This is a genomic window from Hymenobacter fastidiosus (assembly GCF_039539565.1).
Taxonomy (GTDB): Bacteria; Bacteroidota; Bacteroidia; order Cytophagales; family Hymenobacteraceae; genus Hymenobacter; species Hymenobacter fastidiosus.
This window is the reverse complement of sequence record NZ_BAABDJ010000040.1, coordinates 101,121-120,291: the sequence shown is the minus strand read 5'-3', so window position 1 is coordinate 120,291 and position 19,171 is coordinate 101,121. Positions and strand designations below refer to the sequence as shown.

Here is a 19,171-nt window from a genome sequence, read left to right as displayed (position 1 = left end):
GATTATGAAATTGTTACGCCACATTGGTAATAAGGCACTTTTGCTTGCGCTTAACGCAGGAATGGGAGAGGGGTTCAGGGGGGCGGTAAAAGGGTGAGGCCAAAGCCCGCCGATGGGCCCGGACGGGGCTGAATACGTTGGTGTGAGTCCGGCAATCGTCAAACCCGCACAGCTTCTGCTACTTTTGTCGGCACGTTCCGGAAAGCACAGCCGTAGTTTACTTTGCCGACCCCATAGCCCCACGACTACCCTCATGAGCAACGCCCCCCAGCAGACTGCCGCCACGGCGGAGAACACCCTGGCCGACATCGTATCGCACGCCAAGGAATATGGTTTCGTATTTCCGTCGTCCGAAATCTACGATGGCCTGGCCGCCGTGTACGACTACGGCCCCAACGGCGTGGAGCTGAAAAACAACCTCAAGCAGCTCTGGTGGAAAGCCATGACCCAGCTCAACCAGAACGTGGTGGGCATCGACGCGGCCATCTTCATGCACCCGCTCACCTGGAAAGCCTCCGGCCATATCGACGGCTTCTCGGACCCCATGATCGACAACCTCGACAGCAAAAAGCGCTACCGCGCCGACGTGCTCATTGAGGAAGCAGTAGTTCAGCTTGAAAAAAGAAAAGTTGAATTAGAAAATGCGAGAGAAAACGGTGCAATACCCGTGAAGGGTATGCCTTGGGATAATCAAGGAGAAATTCATGATATCGAAGGTAAAATCAAGTATGCAATTGACAGTCTGACAATCGGAACTCCTTTCGATCTACAGAACGCAATGCGCGAACTGGAAATCGGCGAACCGGGGACTGGCTCCACAAGATGGACCGACGTGCGCCAGTTCAACCTGATGTTCAGCACCCAGGTGGGCGCGGTAGCCGGCGACTCCAGCCAGATTTATCTGCGGCCCGAAACGGCCCAGGGCATCTTCGTCAACTTCCTGAACGTGCAGAAGTCGGCGCGGCAGAAGGTGCCGTTCGGCATTGCCCAGATCGGCAAGGCCTTCCGCAACGAGATTGTGGCCCGGCAGTTCATCTTCCGCATGCGGGAGTTTGAGCAGATGGAAATGCAGTTCTTCGTGCGCCCCGGCACCGAAGGCGAATGGTACAAGACCTGGAAGGAAACCCGCCGCCGCTGGCACGAGGCTCTGGGCCTGCCCGCCGCCAAGCTCCGCTTTCACGACCACGATAAGCTGGCCCACTACGCCAAAGCCGCCGTCGACATCGAGTACGAATTCCCCTTCGGCTTCAAGGAAATGGAAGGCATCCACTCGCGGGGTGACTTCGACCTGACCCAGCACCAGACGCTGAGCCGCAAAAAGCAGAACTACTTCGACAACGACGTGAACCCCGAAACCGGCAAGCCCTACGGCAACTACGTGCCCTACGTGGTGGAAACGTCGGTGGGGGCCGACCGGCTGTTCCTGGCCACGCTCTGCCAGGCGTTTCAGGAGGAAACCATCGTGGAGGGCGAAGGGGAGGAGCAGAAAACCAAAACCCGCAAGCTGCTGCGCCTGCACCCGGCCGTGGCCCCGGTGAAAGCCGCCATTTTCCCGCTGGTGAAAAAGGACGGCCTGCCCGAGAAAGCCCACGAAATCTACAACAGCCTGCGCCACGACTTCCGCCTGGTGGTGGAGGAGAAGGACTCCATCGGCACGCGCTACACCCGCCAGGACCTCATCGGCACGCCCTTCTGCATTGCCGTGGATCATCAGACGCTGGAAGACGAAACCGTGACGGTGCGCCACCGCGACTCCCGCGAGCAAACCCGCATGCCGATTGCGGAGCTGCGCGCCTACATTGGTGAGGCCGTAAGCTTCTCCCGGATTTTCGAGAAGCTGTAAGAAAGAACGTCTGTCATCCTTCATCTGGCGTACGCAGAGCGAAGGACCTTCCTCTTCGTCACTGCCAAATCCATTTCAAGGTCTGAAGCCCTTTTCCGCGCCCGACGGGAAAGGGCTTTGCTCTTTTCACGGGGCTTCTGCTTCGCTCGGAGGAAGGTCCTTCGCCAGCGGACGCCAGATGAAGGATGACAGCCGATTTTGGAACCGGCGATAAAAATCACCCATATAAAAGCGGCCCCGGAAATATTCCGGGGCCGCTTTTATATGGGGGTGGTAGAAATCCGGGCGGGTAAAAGGTTAGCTGGCGTTCAGCCAGGCCGATGCTTCGCGGCGGGAGGTGAAGTAGTTGAACTCCACCTGATCGGTATCGAAGGTAGAGCCAATGCTGGGCAGATAAGAGCCGATCTGGTACTGGTATTGTCCTTCGGAAAGTACGGCGGCAATGAAAATAGGGCGGGTGAATTCCGTCGGTAACGTCCGGGCCAGGGGTTCCAGCACCCATTCATCGGTGTCGTCGCCGGGCGGGCCATTACGCTTGAGGTCGAGCAGCAGCTTGCCTACGTTCTGGCGGAGCATTTCTTCCAGCGCCAGCTGGTAGGCCTGGCCAAACGATACGGACAGGCGACTGGCACTATAGCTCAGGTACATCGTGTCCGTGCTGACGGAATAGGTAAGCGAGGCGTCGGTGGTTTGGTAGAGAATCATTAGAAGGTAACGGGAAGGCAATGCAGAGGGCCCGGGCGGGCAGCCTCCGAATCGTTGAGCTTGATTAAAGGGTGTACGTGGTAACTAAGGTTTTGAGTTTCATATATTTAGAAGTAATTCAGCAGGTTAATAAATAAAAGAAGCAGAGTCAAAGTTTTTCCGATTCAAAGCCAACTGGCGGCGGCCGTTTCCGACAGCGGGGCATTCCGTACCTTTGCTGCATTTTAGCAGCCTAATGTGGAGTAACCTCGCGCTTTTCGTTATTAAAAACCGCCGACTGCTCATCGGGTTGCTGGCCGTTATTACCGTTTTTATGGGCTGGCATGCCCGGAAGGTCGAAATGACCTACGATTTTGCCCAGGTCGTGAGTCCGGATGACCCGGACATGGTGTATTTCCAGCAGTTCAAGCGCACCTTCGGCGAAGACGGCAACGTATTCGTGCTGGGATTGCAGGACAGCAGCGTGTACAAGCTGGGCAACTTCAACGAGCTGCGCAGCCTGACCGACACGCTGGGCAAGGTGGAGGGCGTGAGCGGCGTGCTGTCGGTGACCAAGCTCATCAGGCTCGAAAAGGACACCACCAGGCAAAGCTTCAAGGCCAGCCCCATCTTCCGGCAGTTTCCCCAGACCCAGGCCGAGCTGGACTCGCTGATGCGTATCGTGAACCGCCAGGAGTTCTACAAGGGTCAGCTGATTTCGCCTACTACCGGAGCCACGCTGCTGGCTTTGACTATGGACCCCAGGTTCCTGAACTCCTCCCGGCGCGAGGGTGTGATGAAGGAGATTCTGGGCCACGCCGAGCGGTTTCAGCAGAAAACCGGCATCCGGATGCACTACGCCGGCCTGCCTTACGTGCGCTCCACGATGACGACCAAGGTGGCCGCCGAAATGAAGCTGTTCGTGGCCCTGACCGTGGCCATGATGGCCGTGACCCTGTTCATGTTCTTCCGCACCTGGTCGGCGGTGGTGTTTCCGCTGCTCATCGTGCTCATCGTGGTGACGTGGTGCATCGGCTCCATGGTGCTGCTGGGCTACAAAATCAACCTGCTCACGGGCCTGATACCAAGCATTATCATCGTTATCGGCATTCCCAACTGCACCTACCTGCTTTCCCGCTACCACTACGACTACCGCAAATCGGGCAATCAGGTGCTGGCCATGACGCGGGTAATCAGCAAAATTGGGCTGGTGACGCTGATGAACAATACCACCACGGCCATCGGCTTCGTGGTGTTCTGCTTCACCAACATTGCCATTCTCTACCAGTTCGGGCTGGTGGCCACGGTCAATATTTTCGTGGCCTTCATCGTCTCGTTCATTCTGATTCCCATCGTCTTCACCATCCTGCCGCCGCCCACGCCCAGGCAGCTGGAACACCTCGAAGCCGCCCCGCTGACCAAGCTGCTGGAGTTTTTCGAGCACCTCGTGCTGGAGCGCCGGGGCACGGTGTACCTGGTAGCCGCGGCGCTGGTGGTGCTGTCGGTAGGCGGGATTCTGAAGGTTAAGTCGGTGTCGTACATGGTCGACGACCTGCCCAAGGACAGCTCGGTGAATGCCGATCTGAAGTTCTTCGAGCAGCACTTCAACGGGGTGATGCCCCTGGAAATCGTGGTGGATACGGGCACCAAGCGCGGCATCATGAAGCTCAAGAACCTGGAGAGGATCGACCGGTTCGAGAAGTACCTGCGCACCCAGCCGGTGCTCACCACGCCCGTCAGCATCGTCACGTTCCTGAAGGCGTCGACCCAGGCGTTCTACAACGACAACCCCGAGTACTACCGCCTGCCCGACAACTCCGAGAAGAACTTCATTCTGAGCTACCTGGCCCGCTCCCAGGGCAAGGGCGGCGGCATGGACAGCAAGCTGATCCGCTCCTTCACCGACTCCACGGCCCAGCGGGCCCGCATCTCCCTGAAGATTGCCGACATCGGCTCCCGCAACCTCGACACGCTGCTCACCAACCAGATTCAGCCGCAAATCCAGCAGATTTTCAACGGCACGGGCATGAGCGTGAAGCTCACCGGCACCACCATTCTGTTCACCAAGGGCAACGAGTACCTCATCAACAGCCTCAAGGAAAGCCTGCTCATCGCCTTCGGGCTGGTGGGGCTGGTGGTTCTGATTCTGTTCCGCAGCATCCGGGCCGTGTTCTTCACCCTGCTGCCTAATCTGGTCACGCTGGTGCTTACCGGTGGGCTGATGGGCTACTTCGGCATTCCGCTCAAGCCCAGCACGGCGCTTATTTTCAGCATTGCCCTGGGCATCGACGGCGACAACAGCATTCATCTGCTGGCCAAGTTTCGCCAGGAAATGGCCGCCAACGGCCACCGGGTGCGGGCCGCCATCAGCACCACGCTCAGCGAAGCCGGCACCAGCATGATTTACACCAGCATCGTGCTGTTTCTGGGCTTTTCGGTGTTTGCCTTCTCCGAATTCGGTGGTACCAAGGCCCTGGGTTTGCTCATGTCGGCCTCGCTGCTCATCACCAACTTCTCCAACCTGATTCTGCTGCCTTCCCTGCTCGTTACCTTCGAGCACGGCAAGGACGAGGACATCGATAAATCCTTCGTCCAGCACTTCGACGATACCTACCAGGAAGAGGACGACGTGGACATCAATCTGCGCCGCATCCCGCTGCAGAAAAAGCTGGATTCGTAGCGCCTCACCCTGGCCCCCTCTCCGGAAAAGGCGAGGGGGAACTAGCTCTAAAAATAAACTCTACCTCTACCTCTATAGCATTGCCTCTAGCTCTAGTCCCCCCTCTCCCCTTGGAGAGGGGGCCAGGGGGTGAGGCGACTGGAGGCTAAGAATCAACCCAACAATGAACTACCCCGAATTCAAGCAGCCGCTCAACTACGGCCAGGTCGGCACCGATATCCTGGCCTGGTGGAAGCAGAACGGCATCTTTGAGAAAAGCGTGAGCACCCGCGAAGGCCAGCCCACGTTCGTGTTTTACGAAGGCCCGCCTTCGGCCAACGGCGCCCCCGGCATCCACCACGTGATGGCGCGCACGGTGAAGGACATCTTCTGCCGCTACCAGACGCTGCTGGGCAAGCAGGTGCACCGCAAGGGCGGCTGGGACACCCACGGCCTGCCCATCGAGCTGCAGGTGGAAAAGGAGCTGGGCATCACCAAGGAGGACATCGGCAAGAAAATCAGTATCGCCGACTATAACCAGCGCTGCCGCGAAACGGTCATGCGCTTCAAGGCCCAATGGGACGATCTGACCGAGAAGATGGGCTACTGGGTCGACCTCGACGACCCCTACATCACCTTCGAGCCGGAATACATCGAAAGCTGCTGGGCCCTGCTCAAAAAGCTCTACGACAAAGGCCTGCTCTACAAGGGCTACACCATCCAGCCCTACTCCCCGGCCGCCGGCACCGGCCTCAGCTCCCACGAGCTGAACCAGCCCGGCACCTACCGCGACGTGAAGGACACGACCGTGGTGGCCCAGTTCCGGGTGAAGCGGGATGAGAAGTCGGAGATGCTGTTCGACAACGTGAGCCTGGACGAAGTGCCCCTGGCCCAGCTCTACGGCGACGATAACGCCGAGCCCGAGGTGTTCATCCTGGCCTGGACCACTACGCCCTGGACGCTGCCGGCCAACACCGCCCTGGCCGTGGGGCCGAAGATTCCCTACGTGCTGGTGCGCACCTTTAATCCGTATACCTACGCGCCCATCCGGGTGGTGCTGGCCGAGGCGCTGGTGAGCCGCTACTTCTCCGAAAAGGGCAAGGACGCCTCGTTTGAGGACTTCAGGCCCGGCGACAAAGTGCTGCCCTGGCACCTCGAAGGCAGCTTCAAAGGTTCCGATCTGGTCGGCATCAGGTACGAGCGGCTGTTCGACTTTACTCCGTTTGAGGGGCAGGAGCGGGCTTTCCGCGTCATCCCCGGCGACTTCGTGACGACCGAGGACGGCACCGGTATCGTGCACATTTCGCCCACTTTCGGCGCGGACGACTTCCGGGTGGCCCAGCAAAACGACATCCCGGCCCTGATGGTGCTCGATGATGAAGGCAAGCTCGGCCCCATCGTGGACCGCACCGGCCGCTACGTGCAGCAGATGGGCGAATTCGGCGGCCGCTGGGTGAAAAACTACGACGGCCACGACGAGTCCGGCGCCGACTACAAGACGCTGGACGAAAGCATCGTTATCAAAATGAAGGGCGACGGCACGGCCTTCAAGGTGGAGAAGTACGAGCACACCTACCCCCACTGCTGGCGCACCGACAAGCCCGTGCTCTACTACCCGCTCGACTCCTGGTTTATCAAGACCACGGCGGTGAAGGACCGGCTCATCGAGCTGAATAAAACCATCAACTGGAAGCCCGAAAGCACCGGCACCGGCCGCTTCGGCAACTGGCTGGAAAACCTGGTCGACTGGAACCTGAGCCGCTCCCGCTACTGGGGCACACCCCTGCCCATCTGGCGCACCCAGGACGGCACTGAGGAAATCTGCATCGGCTCCATCGCGCAGCTCAACGCGGAAATTGACAAGGCCGTGGCCGCCAAAGTCATGACCCACAACCCGTATTCAGTTGCCAGTGACCAGTTGCCAGTTGCCAGTGAAGGCGACCAGCAGAACGACACTGGCAACCGGCAACCGGCAACCGGCAACTCAAAAATCGACCTGCACCGTCCCTACGTGGACGACATCTTCCTCGTTTCGCCTAGCGGGGAGCCCATGTACCGCGAAACCGACCTCATCGACGTGTGGTTCGACAGCGGCGCCATGCCCTACGCCCAGTGGCACTACCCTATCGAGAACGGGGAGAAGTTCAAGCAGAACTTCCCGGCCGACTTCATTGCCGAAGGCGTGGACCAGACCCGCGGCTGGTTCTTTACTCTGCACGCGCTGGCCGTGATGCTGGAAGACTCCGTAGCCTTCAAAAACGTGATGGCCAACGGCCTGGTGCTGGATAAAAACGGCAACAAGATGAGCAAGCGCCTCGGCAACGCCGTCGACCCGTTTGCCACCATCAGCCAGTTCGGCCCCGACGCCACCCGCTGGTACATGATTGCCAACGCCCAGCCCTGGGACAACCTCAAGTTCGACCTGGCCGGCATCACCGAGGTGCAGCGCCGCTTCTTCGGCACGCTCTTCAACACCTACTCCTTCTACGCCCTCTACGCCAACCTCGACGGCTTCCAGGCCCGCGAATTCGACCGCACGCCCCACGCTGAGCTGGGCGAGCTGGACCGCTGGATCCTGAGCAAGCTCCAGTCCCTGATTCTGGAAGTGCGCGGCCACTACGACGCCTACGACCCGACCAAGGCGGCCCGGGCCATCCAGGATTTCGTGACGGACCAGCTTTCCAACTGGCACGTGCGCCTCTCGCGCCGCCGCTTCTGGAAGGGCGAGCTGACCCAGGACAAGCGCGCCGCCTACGAAACCCTGCAGGAATGCCTGGTAACCGTTTCGCAGCTCATGTCCCCCATTGCGCCTTTCTTCGCCGAGTGGCTCTACAAGAACATGACTGACGGCATGAGGGAGGAAGCCCTGGCCAAGAACACGCCGTTAGCGCCCGAATCGGTGCATCTGACGCTACTTGTGCAGGCTGATGAAGCTCGAATCGACAAAGCCCTGGAAGGGCGGATGGAGCTGGCCCAGCGGATTTCCTCACTCACCCACTCGCTGCGGAAGAAGTCGGTACTGAAAGTGCGCCAGCCCTTGCAGCGCATCCTGGTGCCGGTGCTAAACGACACAACCCGGGCGCAGGTTGGTCTGGTCGAAGACCTGATCTGCGCCGAGGTGAACGTGAAGCACGTGGAGTTTCTCGACGATACCAGCGGGGTGCTGGTGAAGTCGGTGAAGCCCAACTTCAAGCGCCTGGGCCAGCAGTACGGTCCGAAGCTGAAGGTAGTAGGAGCCCGCATCCAGCAGATGACGGCCGATGAAATCAGCACCCTCGAAAAAACCGGCCAGCTGACCGTAGATATCGACGGCGAAACCTATACCCTGGCCCCCGACGACGTAGAAATCCGTACCGACGACCTACCCGGCTGGCTCGTGGCCACCGACGGCCCATTGACGGTGGCGCTGGACGTGACCCTGACCGACGAGCTGCGCCAGGAAGGCGTGGCCCGCGAGCTGGTAAACCGCCTCCAGAACCTGCGCAAGGACAGCGGCCTGGAAGTCCAGGACAAAATCCGCGTCACGCTAGGGCAGCAGCCCGAGCTGGAAGCCGCCGTGCAGAGCTTCGGCGACTATATCCGCACCGAAGTGCAGGCCCTGGTCCTGGATTTCGCGGCCGATGTCAACGGCGGCTCGGTGCTCGAATTCGATGACTACTCGGTGCCCGTGCAGCTGAGCGTGGCAAAAGGTTAAACAACAGACTGTTATTGCATGCCATAAAAAGCCCCGAAACCTCCGTTTCGGGGCTTTTTATGGTGTATGGAGCCGCTGCAGGCATAGCTCCGCATACCAGCGCGGCTCTTATTCCGGCACGGTTAAATCAGCCTGCACCTCGGTGGCCGGGCCGGAGGAACGAATGAGGTAGCGGTAGCGGCCCGGGCACAGCCGGAGCGTGAGGGGCCCGGCCAGCGGCCCGATTTCGTGGGTGAAAACCGGTGGTACCTGGTCCGGGTGGGGGCCGCTCAGCTCGCTAAGGAGGTAGAGCTGCAGCACGCGGCGGCCGGTGGCGCTGGTGGCGCGGTAGGGGCTCAGATCAAACACTATTAGCCGGGCATTGATGGCGGCCGGGTAGGGCAGGGGCAGCCGCTGGGCGTCGAGGCGGTTGTACACCGTCAGGTCGGCCGCATCGGTCAGGGGCCGCGCGGGCGACAGGCCGGGCCCGTCGATGGCGGGGTAGCGCACGTACAGCGTGCGGGCTATATCGGGTCGGGCCAGCGAATCGAGCGGCTGCCAGGGTGGCGGTAGCTGCAACGGCGGCAACACCCCGAACCGGACGCAGACGTCCTGCTCTATGTGCAGCTGGTCTATGGTCAGCACGGCTTTTCCGCCCCAGCCGTCGAGCAGGCGCACGGCGGTTTTGCGGCCGTAGCTATCTGCCTCCCACAAGGTTTGCAGGCCCGGGGCCAGCACCACTACGCGCGCCTGCGGCGGCAGCGTATCCAGCACCCGCCGCAGCTTCCGGATGGGCTGGTAGCGCCGCGCCCAGCTGGCTTTATCAAAAGCCTCCGAAATACCTTGCGGCATAGTTTGCTGGAAGCCCGCGGGCTGCGTGGTATCCGCGAAGCCCAGCAGCGTGAAGCCCAGCCGGCGGGCCGTGCGGATGAGGTTGGCAAACTGGTAGTCGGGCGCGAATTCGTGCTGCGGCAGGCCGGGATACGCTCGTCGGTTCAGGTCGGCATCGGTTCCGTTCAGCGTTTCCACGGCCAGGTAGCGAAATCCCTGGGCGTACAGATCGGGCAGGGCCAGGGCCAGCAGCGTACGGTGCTGGGGGCGGTACACGTTTTCATTGAACAGCACTACCTGCTTGCCGCGGGCCCGCTGCCGGATGTCGGCCAGCGCCTCCCGCGCCGAGTACACGGCCCCGCTGGTGCAGGCATATGCAGCATCACCGCCATACTCCGGTGTGGGCAGCGAAATAAAATCCAGGTTGGTTTCGCTGAACAGCCACCGCTGGGCCGGCGCATTCGTCCAGGATTCCACCTTATCCACGGCATCACCCAGGTACCAGAAATCGGCGGGTAGCCGGGGGCCAAACCGGGACTGATACGGCGTGAGGGCCGGATTGGCCTGACTCTCAGCAGGCGTAATCAGGCTGGCTCCCGCCGCGCGGCGGCCTTCTTCCAGCGCGGCCAGCGCCGGCAGCGGGTTGCCGCCGGGCGTGTGGCGCACCAGGCTGTCGGCATAGCGGGCAAAGCTGGCCGGAGTACGCAGCAATGGGTCGGGAAGCAGGGCCAGGGCGGGGAAAATCCGGCTGCCATACAGGATTTCCAGCGTGCGGCCCAGCCGGGAAAAATTAAGATCCGAGCGGTCGGCGGGTTCCCGCGGCAGCTCGGCCCGCAGATACAGCCAGCCGCCGCCCGGTAGGGCGCAGGCCAACTCCTGGCGCAGTGGTGGCACGGTGCTGCTGCGATAATAGCGCCCCGGCCGCCACGCCCGGAAGCCCGCGGCCAGCCAGTTCAGGCTGTCGCCCGGCAAATGCAGCACCGACAGCACGCTGCGCGGGGCGGTGGGCTGCCGGATCCGGGCTACCACCGAAGCGCGGGCCGCGTTGTCGCCGGCCAGCTGCCGGAGCTGGTTCAGCAGGACCCCGTCGGGCGGACTGCTGGGGTAGGGCTCTATCCGGAAGCCGGCGGGTAGGGAAAGACGCAGGCCCAGCCGGGCATCCGTGTATTCCTGCCCCAGGGTATCCGCTGCCGGCCCGGGCCCCTGCCCCCGGCTTTCAACTGCCAGTATACCCCACAATCCCACCAGCGCCAACCTCATTTTTCTCATCCTGAATTCCTGTTTGTGACGTCAGATTAGGGCCAGCCCCGGTTTTCGTAAGCTACGCAATCCGCACCAGCGGCCGGCCCCGGGCGCCGGCGGCCAAAAACCGCGGGCTTTGCCGTAAGTTTGCCTTCTGCCGCATTTGGTACTGCGCCGCACAAACCCCGGAAATCAGGGTTTAAACCGGCACAAAACCACTCCTCCAACATATACCCAGGGCTTTTCTTCCGGAGCGGGTTGGTCTATAATTCTGCTTCTCTTTGTGCTTATGAAATACTGGAAATACTACCTGGTGGCCCTGCTCATCATCGCCATCGACCAGCTCTCGAAGTGGGCCACGCACACCTACATGCTGCCCGGCATGCCCGGCGAAATAACCCTGCTCGGCGACTGGGCCAAGCTGCACTACACGCTAAACCCCGGTATGGCCTTCGGGGTCGAGCTGCCGCCGCCCTACGGGAAGGTGTTGCTGACCAGCTTCCGCCTGGTCGCTATGTTTGGCGGGATCTACTACATCCACAAGCTCTGGCGGCAGCGCGCCGCGACGGGTTTCATCCTCTGCGTGGCGCTTATTCTGGGCGGGGCCGTGGGCAACCTGATCGACTCCATTTTCTACGGCATCATCTACGACAACGCCCCGTTTGGCGCGCCCACGCCCTGGTTTCACGGGCAGGTGATTGACATGCTCTACCTGGACCTCTACGAAGGCATTCTGCCCTCCACCTGGCCGCTGGTTGGCGGCTACCACCTGTCGCTCTGGCCTATCTTCAACATTGCTGATTCGGCCATTTTCATCGGGGTGATGCTGATTCTACTCAACCAGAACCGCTTTTTCGATCACTCCGAAGCCCAGCCGCCGGCCGCCGGGGATACCGCCGCCGCTAAAGCCCGCTATGACGCGGAAACCCCGGAAGTAGCGTCTTAAAAGCCGGTTTTTTGAAAGCAAAACGGCCGGCTGAAGCAATTCAGCCGGCCGTTTTCGGTAGTAGTAGCGCGAACTTTGCGCGGGAGAGCCACAGCGCGGCGACAGGTTTGTAGCAAGTGTCCAGGGAGACTATAAAAGCCACGTAGCGGTGACAGATCCGTTCGGGTGTTTCTGTCGCCGCTACGCGGCTTTGAGCCGCCGACTGCGCGATTTTCTACAAACCTGTCGCCGCGCTGTGGCTCTTCCGCAATTTGCTTAGCAACGTTCGCGCTACTATCTCCGCTCTTATCTTTACCCGTAGCGCCTGCCGCTCAACCGAATCTATTGCCCGTGCCCGAGCCCATCCTCACCGTTTCCAATCTCACCATCGATTTTCAGTCGCACCGTGGCGACGTGCGGGCGGTGAACGACGTGTCGTTTCAGCTGCACCGCGGCGAAACGCTGGCCATCGTGGGCGAATCGGGCTCGGGTAAGTCGGTCACGTCGCTGGCGCTGATGGGGCTGATTCCGATGCCGCCGGGCCGGGTGGCTTCCGGCACGGCGCGGTTCCACTCGCAGGAGCTGGGCGAGGTCGATTTGCTTACGCTGCCCGATAAGCAGCTGCAAAAGGTGCGGGGCAACGAGATTTCGATGATTTTTCAGGAGCCGATGACGTCCCTGAACCCGGTGTACACCTGCGGCAGCCAGGTAGTGGAAGCGCTGCGCCTGCACACGTCATTGAGCCGGAAAGACGCTGAAGCCCGCACCGTGGAGCTGTTTACGATGGCCCAGCTGCCGCGCCCGGAGAAGATCCTGAAGGCGTATCCGCACGAAATCAGCGGCGGCCAGAAGCAGCGGGTGATGATTGCCATGGCCATGGCCTGCAACCCCGCCATCCTCATTGCCGATGAGCCCACCACCGCCCTAGACGTGACCGTGCAGGCCCGCATGCTTCAACTCATCGACGAGCTGCGCCGCCGGCACAACACTGCCGTCCTCTTCATCACCCACGATCTGGGCGTAGTAGCCGAAATAGCCGACCGCATCCTGGTGATGTATCGCGGCCGCATCGTGGAGCAGGGCCCCGTGCTCGACATCTTCACTAACCCCCGGCACCCCTACACCAAGGGGCTGCTGGCCTGCCGCCCCAAGCTCTCCGTGGGTAAGCCGTGGCTGCCCGTAGTAGCCGATTTCATGACCGAGGACGCGGCGGGTAATCTGGTGGAAAAGCTCATTCACCCCGAGCCCGCAAGCTCAACTTTAGCCGTAACTGCCAGCTCCGATAACATTTCCCTCGAAACCGCCAAAACGTTCCCCGTGGAACATAATGATGCGGTTGCGGACCAGAGTGGTGCCCCGGCTTTTTCCAGCCGTGGTACCACTATCGTTGAACAAGACCATGACCAAAGCCGCGCATCATCCGCCGGTGGGTCGTTCAACGATAGTGGTACCACGAAGCCTGCGGCAATTCGTGGCACCACGCTGCTGCAGGTTTCCGGGCTGAACGTGCATTTCCCCATCCGCAAGGGCTTCTTCAACCGCCACCCCGAGTTTGTGCGGGCCGTGGATGGGGTGAGCTTCGATATTTACCCCGGCGAAACCGTGGGGCTGGTGGGCGAGTCGGGCTGCGGCAAGACTACGCTGGGCCGGGCGCTGCTGCGGCTGGTGGAACCAACGGCGGGCCGCATCCTGTTCGAAGGCACGGATCTGGCGGCGCTGCCCGCCGGCGAATTGCGCAGACGGCGCAAGGATTTCCAGATGGTGTTTCAGGACCCCTACGCGGCCCTCAACCCGATGATGACCGTGGGCGAAGCCATTCTGGAGCCGATGCGCGTGCATGGTGTCGGCGGTACCAAAGTCCAGCAGAAAGCCCGGGTGCTGGAGCTGCTGCTTACGGTTGGGTTGAAGGACGAGCACTACCTGCGCTACCCGCACGAGTTTTCGGGCGGTCAGCGCCAGCGCATCTGCATTGCCCGCGCCCTGGCCCTGCAGCCCAAGTGCATCATCTGCGACGAATCGGTGTCGGCCCTCGACGTATCGGTGCAGGCGCAGGTGCTCAACCTGCTCAACCAGCTCAAGCGTGACTTCGGCATCACCTACCTCTTCATCACCCACGATCTGTCGGTGGCCCGCTTTATGAGCGACCGGCTGCTGGTGATGCGGCAGGGGCAGATTGTGGAAAGCGGTCCGGCGGCCGAGGTCTACGCTAATCCGCAGCACGAGTACACCCGCCAGCTGCTGGCCGCCATTCCCAAAGATGAGCCCGCCGACATCCGGGCCGCCGTAGCCAGCCGGGCGTAGGCAGCAGGAGGGAAGTCGAAAAAAGCGCCTGTCATCAGAACGATAGAGCAGGAATTGTCAAATACACGTCTGTCATCCTGAGCAAAGCGAAGGACCTGCCTCGGATATTCTGCCAAGCCTGATTAAACGAGTAAAGCCCTTCACTGTGGCGCGGAGAAGGAGCTTGTGCGTTGAAAGGAGTTTTACAGCGCGGAATGAGGCAGGTCCTTCGCGCTGCTCAGGATGACAGGGGCTTTGGTGACGACCCCACGCGAGATGCCTCGGCTTCGCTCGGCATGACGTTCAAATTACCCTACCCTTAACCTAACCGTAACCTTACTTTTCCCGCCTGAAATAGTTATTCGCCCAGATATTCCGTATTATCTTCCCGAAGCCCGGCAATTGGCCGGCACCGCCCTTTCCCGGGCTCCAGTACATTCACTTGGGCCAGCCTGAAATTCTTCGGCGGGCCTTCTTATCAACCCAAGCCGCCTGCGAAAAAGACAACCACTGGCGGCCCGCATTTTCTGATGAAAGAAAAAGACGATTCCGCTGCCCCCCGCGCCCCCCGCGCGAAGGCCGCCCGCGGCGACCAAGCCGCTGCTGCCCCCATCACCAAAGACCTCGTGTTTCGCGTATTCCGCGATAATCCCGGCAAAATATTCGCCTACCGCCAGCTTTCCCGCCGCCTCGGCGTGACCACCAAAGAGCAGCGCGAAGAGGTATTCACCCACCTGAAGGCCCTGAAGAATTCCGGCCAGCTCACGCTGCTCCAGAACGACGACTACCGCCTCACCGACCCCGGTGCGGCCGAGGCGGCCACGGCACCCGCCAGCAGCCGCAAACCGCGCAATCCGGAGAACACACCGGTACCCGCCCGCCGCGGTGGCCGCCCCATGGAAGCCGAGTTTGGCCAGGACCCCGTGGTGCACCGCCGCCGCGAAGCCGGGTTCGACTTCCCTGACACCGACCAGCCCGAAGTGAGCCCCACCGGCTTCAAGCATACCGCCGACACCATCGTTGGCACCGTATCGTTGGCCACCAACACGTTTGCCTTCGTGATTTCGGAAGAAAGCGAGAGCGACGTGCGCGTCTTCACCGACCGCCTCAAGTTTGCCATGCACGGCGACACGGTGCGCCTGCGCCTGCGCGGCTCCCGCGACGGCCGGCCCGTGGGCGACGTAGTGGAGGTGCTTAAGCGCGCCCGGCCCGAAGTGGTGGGCCGCCTGCAGATCCAGGGCGGCATGGGCTTCGTAAAGCCCGACAACCGCAAGCTGTATTTCGACGTGTTTGTGCCCTACGAGAACCTGAACGGTGCCAACAACGGGGAGAAGGTGCTGGTGCGCATCACGGAATTCCCGGAGAACGACGCGAACCGCTCCCCCACGGGCGAAGTAGTGCGCAGCTTCGGGCAGGCCGGCGGCAACGAAGCCGAAATCAACGCCATCATGGCCGAGTTCGGGCTGCCGTTTGAGTTCTCCCCCGAGGTGGAAGCCGAGTCGGAAGGCATTTCCGAGGTGCTTCCGGCCGATGAAATCAAGCGCCGCCGTGACTTCCGCGGCATCACCACCTTCACCATCGACCCCGCCGACGCCAAGGACTTCGACGACGCCCTCTCGATTCAGAAGCTGGAAAACGGCCACTGGGAAATTGGCGTCCACATTGCCGACGTGACCTACTACGTGCGGCCCGGCACCGAGCTGGAGCGCGAAGCCAAGCACCGCGCCACCTCGGTTTACCTCGTCGACCGCGTGATTCCGATGCTGCCCGAGCGCCTGTCCAATGGCCTCTGCTCTTTGCGGCCCAACGAGGACAAGCTCACTTCCTCGGCCGTGTTTGAGCTCGATGAGAACGGCAAGCTCTACGACTCCTGGTTCGGCAAAACCATCATTCACTCCGACCGCCGCTTCGCCTACGAAGATGCCCAGGAGCGCATCGAAACCGGCGAGGGCGACTACGCCGAGGAAGTCGTGCTGATGAACAGCATCGCCAAGAAGCTCTGTACGGCCCGCTTCAAGAGTGGCGCTATCAGCTTCGAAACCCAGGAAGTGAAGTTCAAGCTCGACGAGAACGGCAAGCCCCTGGGCGTGTACGTGAAGGAGCGCAAGGATGCCCACAAGATGATTGAGGAGTTCATGCTGCTGGCCAACCGCAAGGTGGCTGAGTTCGTGTTCAAACTCAAAAGCCGCAAGCCGCGCATGACGATGGTCTACCGCGTGCACGAGGCCCCCGACCCGGACCGCCTCCAGAACTTCGCCCTCTTCGCCAAGAAGTTCGGCCACGTCCTGGACCTGACCAATCCCAAGAAGCTGAGCACCGAGCTCAACGACCTGTCGTCGGAAGTGATGGGCAAGCCGGAGCAGAACGTGCTGCAGACCCTGGCCGTCCGCACCATGTCGAAGGCTATCTACACCACCGAGCCCATGGGCCACTTCGGGCTGGCCTTTGAGCACTACTCGCACTTCACTTCGCCCATCCGCCGCTATCCGGATATGATGGCCCACCGCCTGCTCGAGCACTACCTCGAAGGCGGCGGCAACGTGGAAGTAGCGCCAGTGGAGGAGGAGTGCAAGCACTCGTCGGAGCGGGAGAAAGTAGCGGCTTCGGCTGAGCGCGCCAGCATCAAGTACAAGCAGGTGGAGTTCATGTCGGAGGTTATCGGCGAGACGTTCACCGGCGTAGTCTCGGGCCTCACTGAGCGTGGCATGTACGTCGAAATCGAGGAGAACAAGTGCGAAGGCATGATCCGGTTGAGCGACATTCCCGGCGACACCTTCGAGCTCGACAAGGACAACTACCGGATCGTGGGCCGGGGCTCGAAGCGCATCATCCAGTTCGGCGACGAGCTGCAGGTAATCGTGAAAGCCGCCAACCTGCTCGACCGCACCATCGACTTCGAGCTGGTAGATAACCGCCCCGACTCGGTAAAGCAGCGCGAGCAGCAGGAGCGCCGCGAAAACAGCAAGCCCCGCGGCTACCGCCCCGAGCGTAGCGGCGGCGGCCGCCCCGGCGGTGGGGATAAGGGCAAGCGCCGCCGGTAGGGGGCACCTGCTATAAAACGTCTGTCATCCTGAGCAAAGCGAAGGACCCTATTACGTTAGAACGGTTGACGCCACAACGGCTCGTTCCTACGGGATAAGGTCCTTCGCTTTGCTCAGGATGACGGACGTTTTCGTGGCTTACAGCTTACTCAGCCACTCAGCTACTCTTCCGTACCTTTCCGCCGCAACTCCTCCTTACTCCGTGGACCTCAGTTTCTTCTCCGCTAAAATCACCGCCGGCCTGGCTCAGCTTAATTACGGCCAGCAGCCCACCGCTCTCTACGAGCCCATCCGCTACATCATGGCCCTGGGCGGCAAGCGCATCCGGCCGCTGCTCACTCTGCTCGGGGCCCACGTCTTCACCGACAACCTGGACCCCGTGCTGAAGCCCGCGCTGGGCGTAGAGGTATTCCACAATTTCACCCTGCTCCACGACGACATTATGGACCAGGCGCCGCTGCGCCGCGGCCAGCTCACGGTGCACGAGAAGTGGAACGCCAACGTGGCCATCCTCAGCGGCGACGTGATGCTGGTGCGGGCCTACGAGCTGTTCTTCGACATTCCGGCCCATCTGCTGCCTACCGTGCTGCGCCGGTTCAGCCAGACCGCTGCCGAGGTGTGCGAGGGCCAGCAGTGGGACATGAACTTCGAAACCGAAGCCACCGTCAGCATCACGCAGTACCTGGATATGATCCGGCTGAAAACCGCCGTGCTGCTGGGCTTCGCGCTGGAGCTGGGGGCCCTGCTCGGCGGGGCCAGCGCGCAGGATGCCGACCACCTGCGCCAGTTCGGCACCGATATCGGCCTGGCCTTCCAGCTCCGCGACGACCTGCTCGACGTGTACGGCGACGCGGCCACTTTCGGCAAGCGCGTGGGCGGCGACATCGTGAGCGATAAGAAAACCTTCCTGCTGCTCACCGCCCAGGCCCAGGCCAGCGCGGCTCAGCGTACGGTGCTGGCCCGGCACATCGGTCAGCCGGTAGCCGATGCCGCGGCCAAAGTGCAGGCCGTGCGCACCGTCTACGATGAGCTTGAAATCCGCCCCCAGACCGAGGCGCTTATCAACGACTACTTCCGGGATGCCCTGCACCACCTGGAGCGCGTGGTGGCCCCGGCCGGGCGCAAGGAGCCGTTGCGTCAGCTGGCGCTGCAGCTTATGGAGCGCGAAAGCTAAAAGGGCTTTTTTTACGGCGTTTTTAAGCCCTGTGCCAGCATTTTATCATTCTTCCGTGTCTTCGCCTGGCTTTGTACACGGATAAAGTCCTGCAAGCCCCGAAAACGCTTCTCACTCTTTCCCTGCCTATGCTCACTCTCGATGCCACCCTGGTTCTGCTGGTGCTCACCGCCGGTATTTCCATCTACGCCTGGTCCAACCACGAACTCATGGAAAGCTGGATCATGCGACCCTACGTGCTGCGCAAGCAGAACGAGTGGTACCGCCTGCTCACCTCCGGCTTTCTGCACGCCGGCTGGGCCCACCTTATCTTCAACATGTTTGCCTTCTACTCCTTTGGCAAGCAGGTGCAGAACATCTTCGTCCAGCTGGGGGGTGTCACCACCGGGTTGCTGCAGTTCCTGGCGCTCTACCTCGGCGGCATCGTGGTGTCGGACCTGCCTACCTACTTTCGCCACCGCAACGACCCGGAGTACCGGAGCCTGGGCGCTTCGGGCGGGGTAGCCGCGGTTATCTTTGCTGGTATCATGTTTAATCCCGTTGCCCCTAAGGGTCAGGGGATTATCATATTCCCCATTCCGTTTCCGATTCAGCCGTTCATCTTCGGCTTCCTGTACCTGGCGTATTCCTACTACCAGGGCCGCCGCTCCGGCGACAACATCAACCACGATGCCCACTTTTACGGGGCCTTGTATGGGGTCATTCTGGCGCTGGTTTTCTACCCCTCCGTCGCCACCTACTTCTGGCAGCAAATCCAGACTTATTTATTTTAATAATATGATAATCAAAGGTTTGCATACGTAAAAAGATATCCGGTAT

10 protein-coding genes are annotated in these 19,171 nt (G+C 61.2%); 8 read left to right on the top strand and 2 right to left on the bottom strand.

What is annotated here, in order from left to right:
- Positions 1 to 253: 253 nt before the first annotated feature.
- Positions 254 to 1,843 (top strand): glycine--tRNA ligase, encoded by a 1,590-nt coding sequence (locus ABD833_RS18595; RefSeq protein WP_345075050.1) that lies wholly within the window; start codon positions 254 to 256, stop codon positions 1,841 to 1,843.
- A 297-nt stretch (positions 1,844 to 2,140) separates the two neighbouring features.
- On the opposite strand, the gene ABD833_RS18590 is transcribed toward ABD833_RS18595, so the two are convergent.
- Entirely contained in the window at positions 2,141 to 2,548 is a 408-nt protein-coding gene (locus tag ABD833_RS18590; protein WP_345075048.1) for a hypothetical protein, read from the bottom strand.
- A 235-nt stretch (positions 2,549 to 2,783) separates the two neighbouring features.
- On the opposite strand from ABD833_RS18590, the gene ABD833_RS18585 reads away from it, so the two are divergent.
- Positions 2,784 to 5,207 (top strand): efflux RND transporter permease subunit, encoded by a 2,424-nt coding sequence (locus ABD833_RS18585; protein ID WP_345075047.1) that lies wholly within the window; start codon positions 2,784 to 2,786, stop codon positions 5,205 to 5,207.
- Positions 5,208 to 5,370: 163 nt separating this feature from the next.
- The gene (ileS, locus tag ABD833_RS18580; RefSeq protein WP_345075046.1) at positions 5,371 to 8,880 is read left to right on the top strand and encodes an isoleucine--tRNA ligase; all 3,510 of its coding nucleotides are present in this window, start codon (positions 5,371 to 5,373) and stop codon (positions 8,878 to 8,880) included.
- Positions 8,881 to 8,988: 108 nt separating this feature from the next.
- Here ileS and ABD833_RS18575 read toward each other — a convergent pair whose 3' ends face one another.
- Positions 8,989 to 10,929: a hypothetical protein gene (locus tag ABD833_RS18575; protein WP_345075043.1), complete on the bottom strand. Its 1,941-nt coding sequence runs from the start codon at positions 10,927 to 10,929 to the stop codon at positions 8,989 to 8,991.
- Between the two features lie 292 nt (positions 10,930 to 11,221).
- On the opposite strand from ABD833_RS18575, the gene ABD833_RS18570 reads away from it, so the two are divergent.
- The 5 genes from ABD833_RS18570 (at position 11,222) to ABD833_RS18550 (ending at position 19,125) form a co-directional block, all read left to right on the top strand.
- Complete coding sequence (locus tag ABD833_RS18570; protein WP_345075042.1) at positions 11,222 to 11,878, top strand: lipoprotein signal peptidase; 657 nt, start codon at positions 11,222 to 11,224, stop codon at positions 11,876 to 11,878.
- 330 nt (positions 11,879 to 12,208) lie between these two features.
- Positions 12,209 to 14,158 (top strand): ABC transporter ATP-binding protein, encoded by a 1,950-nt coding sequence (locus tag ABD833_RS18565; protein WP_345075041.1) that lies wholly within the window; start codon positions 12,209 to 12,211, stop codon positions 14,156 to 14,158.
- A gap of 509 nt (positions 14,159 to 14,667) precedes the next feature.
- Positions 14,668 to 17,178, top strand: a complete 2,511-nt coding sequence (gene rnr / locus ABD833_RS18560) for a ribonuclease R (RefSeq protein WP_345075039.1) — start codon at positions 14,668 to 14,670, stop codon at positions 17,176 to 17,178.
- Between the two features lie 202 nt (positions 17,179 to 17,380).
- A complete protein-coding gene (locus ABD833_RS18555) occupies positions 17,381 to 18,352 on the top strand; it encodes a polyprenyl synthetase family protein (protein ID WP_345075037.1) in 972 nt (323 codons plus the stop codon).
- 128 nt (positions 18,353 to 18,480) lie between these two features.
- Positions 18,481 to 19,125 carry a rhomboid family intramembrane serine protease gene (locus ABD833_RS18550; RefSeq protein WP_345075036.1) on the top strand — a complete coding sequence of 215 codons (645 nt, stop codon included), beginning with the start codon at positions 18,481 to 18,483 and terminating at the stop codon, positions 19,123 to 19,125.
- The last annotated feature ends 46 nt before the right edge of the window (positions 19,126 to 19,171 follow it).

Coding starts and splice junctions, on each gene's coding strand:
- ileS (WP_345075046.1), top strand. CDS start 5,371: ATGAACTACCCCGAATTCAAGCAGCCGCTCAACTACGGCCAGGTCGGC.
- ABD833_RS18550 (WP_345075036.1), top strand. CDS start 18,481: ATGCTCACTCTCGATGCCACCCTGGTTCTGCTGGTGCTCACCGCCGGT.
- rnr (WP_345075039.1), top strand. CDS start 14,668: ATGAAAGAAAAAGACGATTCCGCTGCCCCCCGCGCCCCCCGCGCGAAG.
- ABD833_RS18570 (WP_345075042.1), top strand. CDS start 11,222: ATGAAATACTGGAAATACTACCTGGTGGCCCTGCTCATCATCGCCATC.
- ABD833_RS18590 (WP_345075048.1), bottom strand. CDS start 2,548: ATGATTCTCTACCAAACCACCGACGCCTCGCTTACCTATTCCGTCAGC.
- ABD833_RS18585 (WP_345075047.1), top strand. CDS start 2,784: ATGTGGAGTAACCTCGCGCTTTTCGTTATTAAAAACCGCCGACTGCTC.
- ABD833_RS18595 (WP_345075050.1), top strand. CDS start 254: ATGAGCAACGCCCCCCAGCAGACTGCCGCCACGGCGGAGAACACCCTG.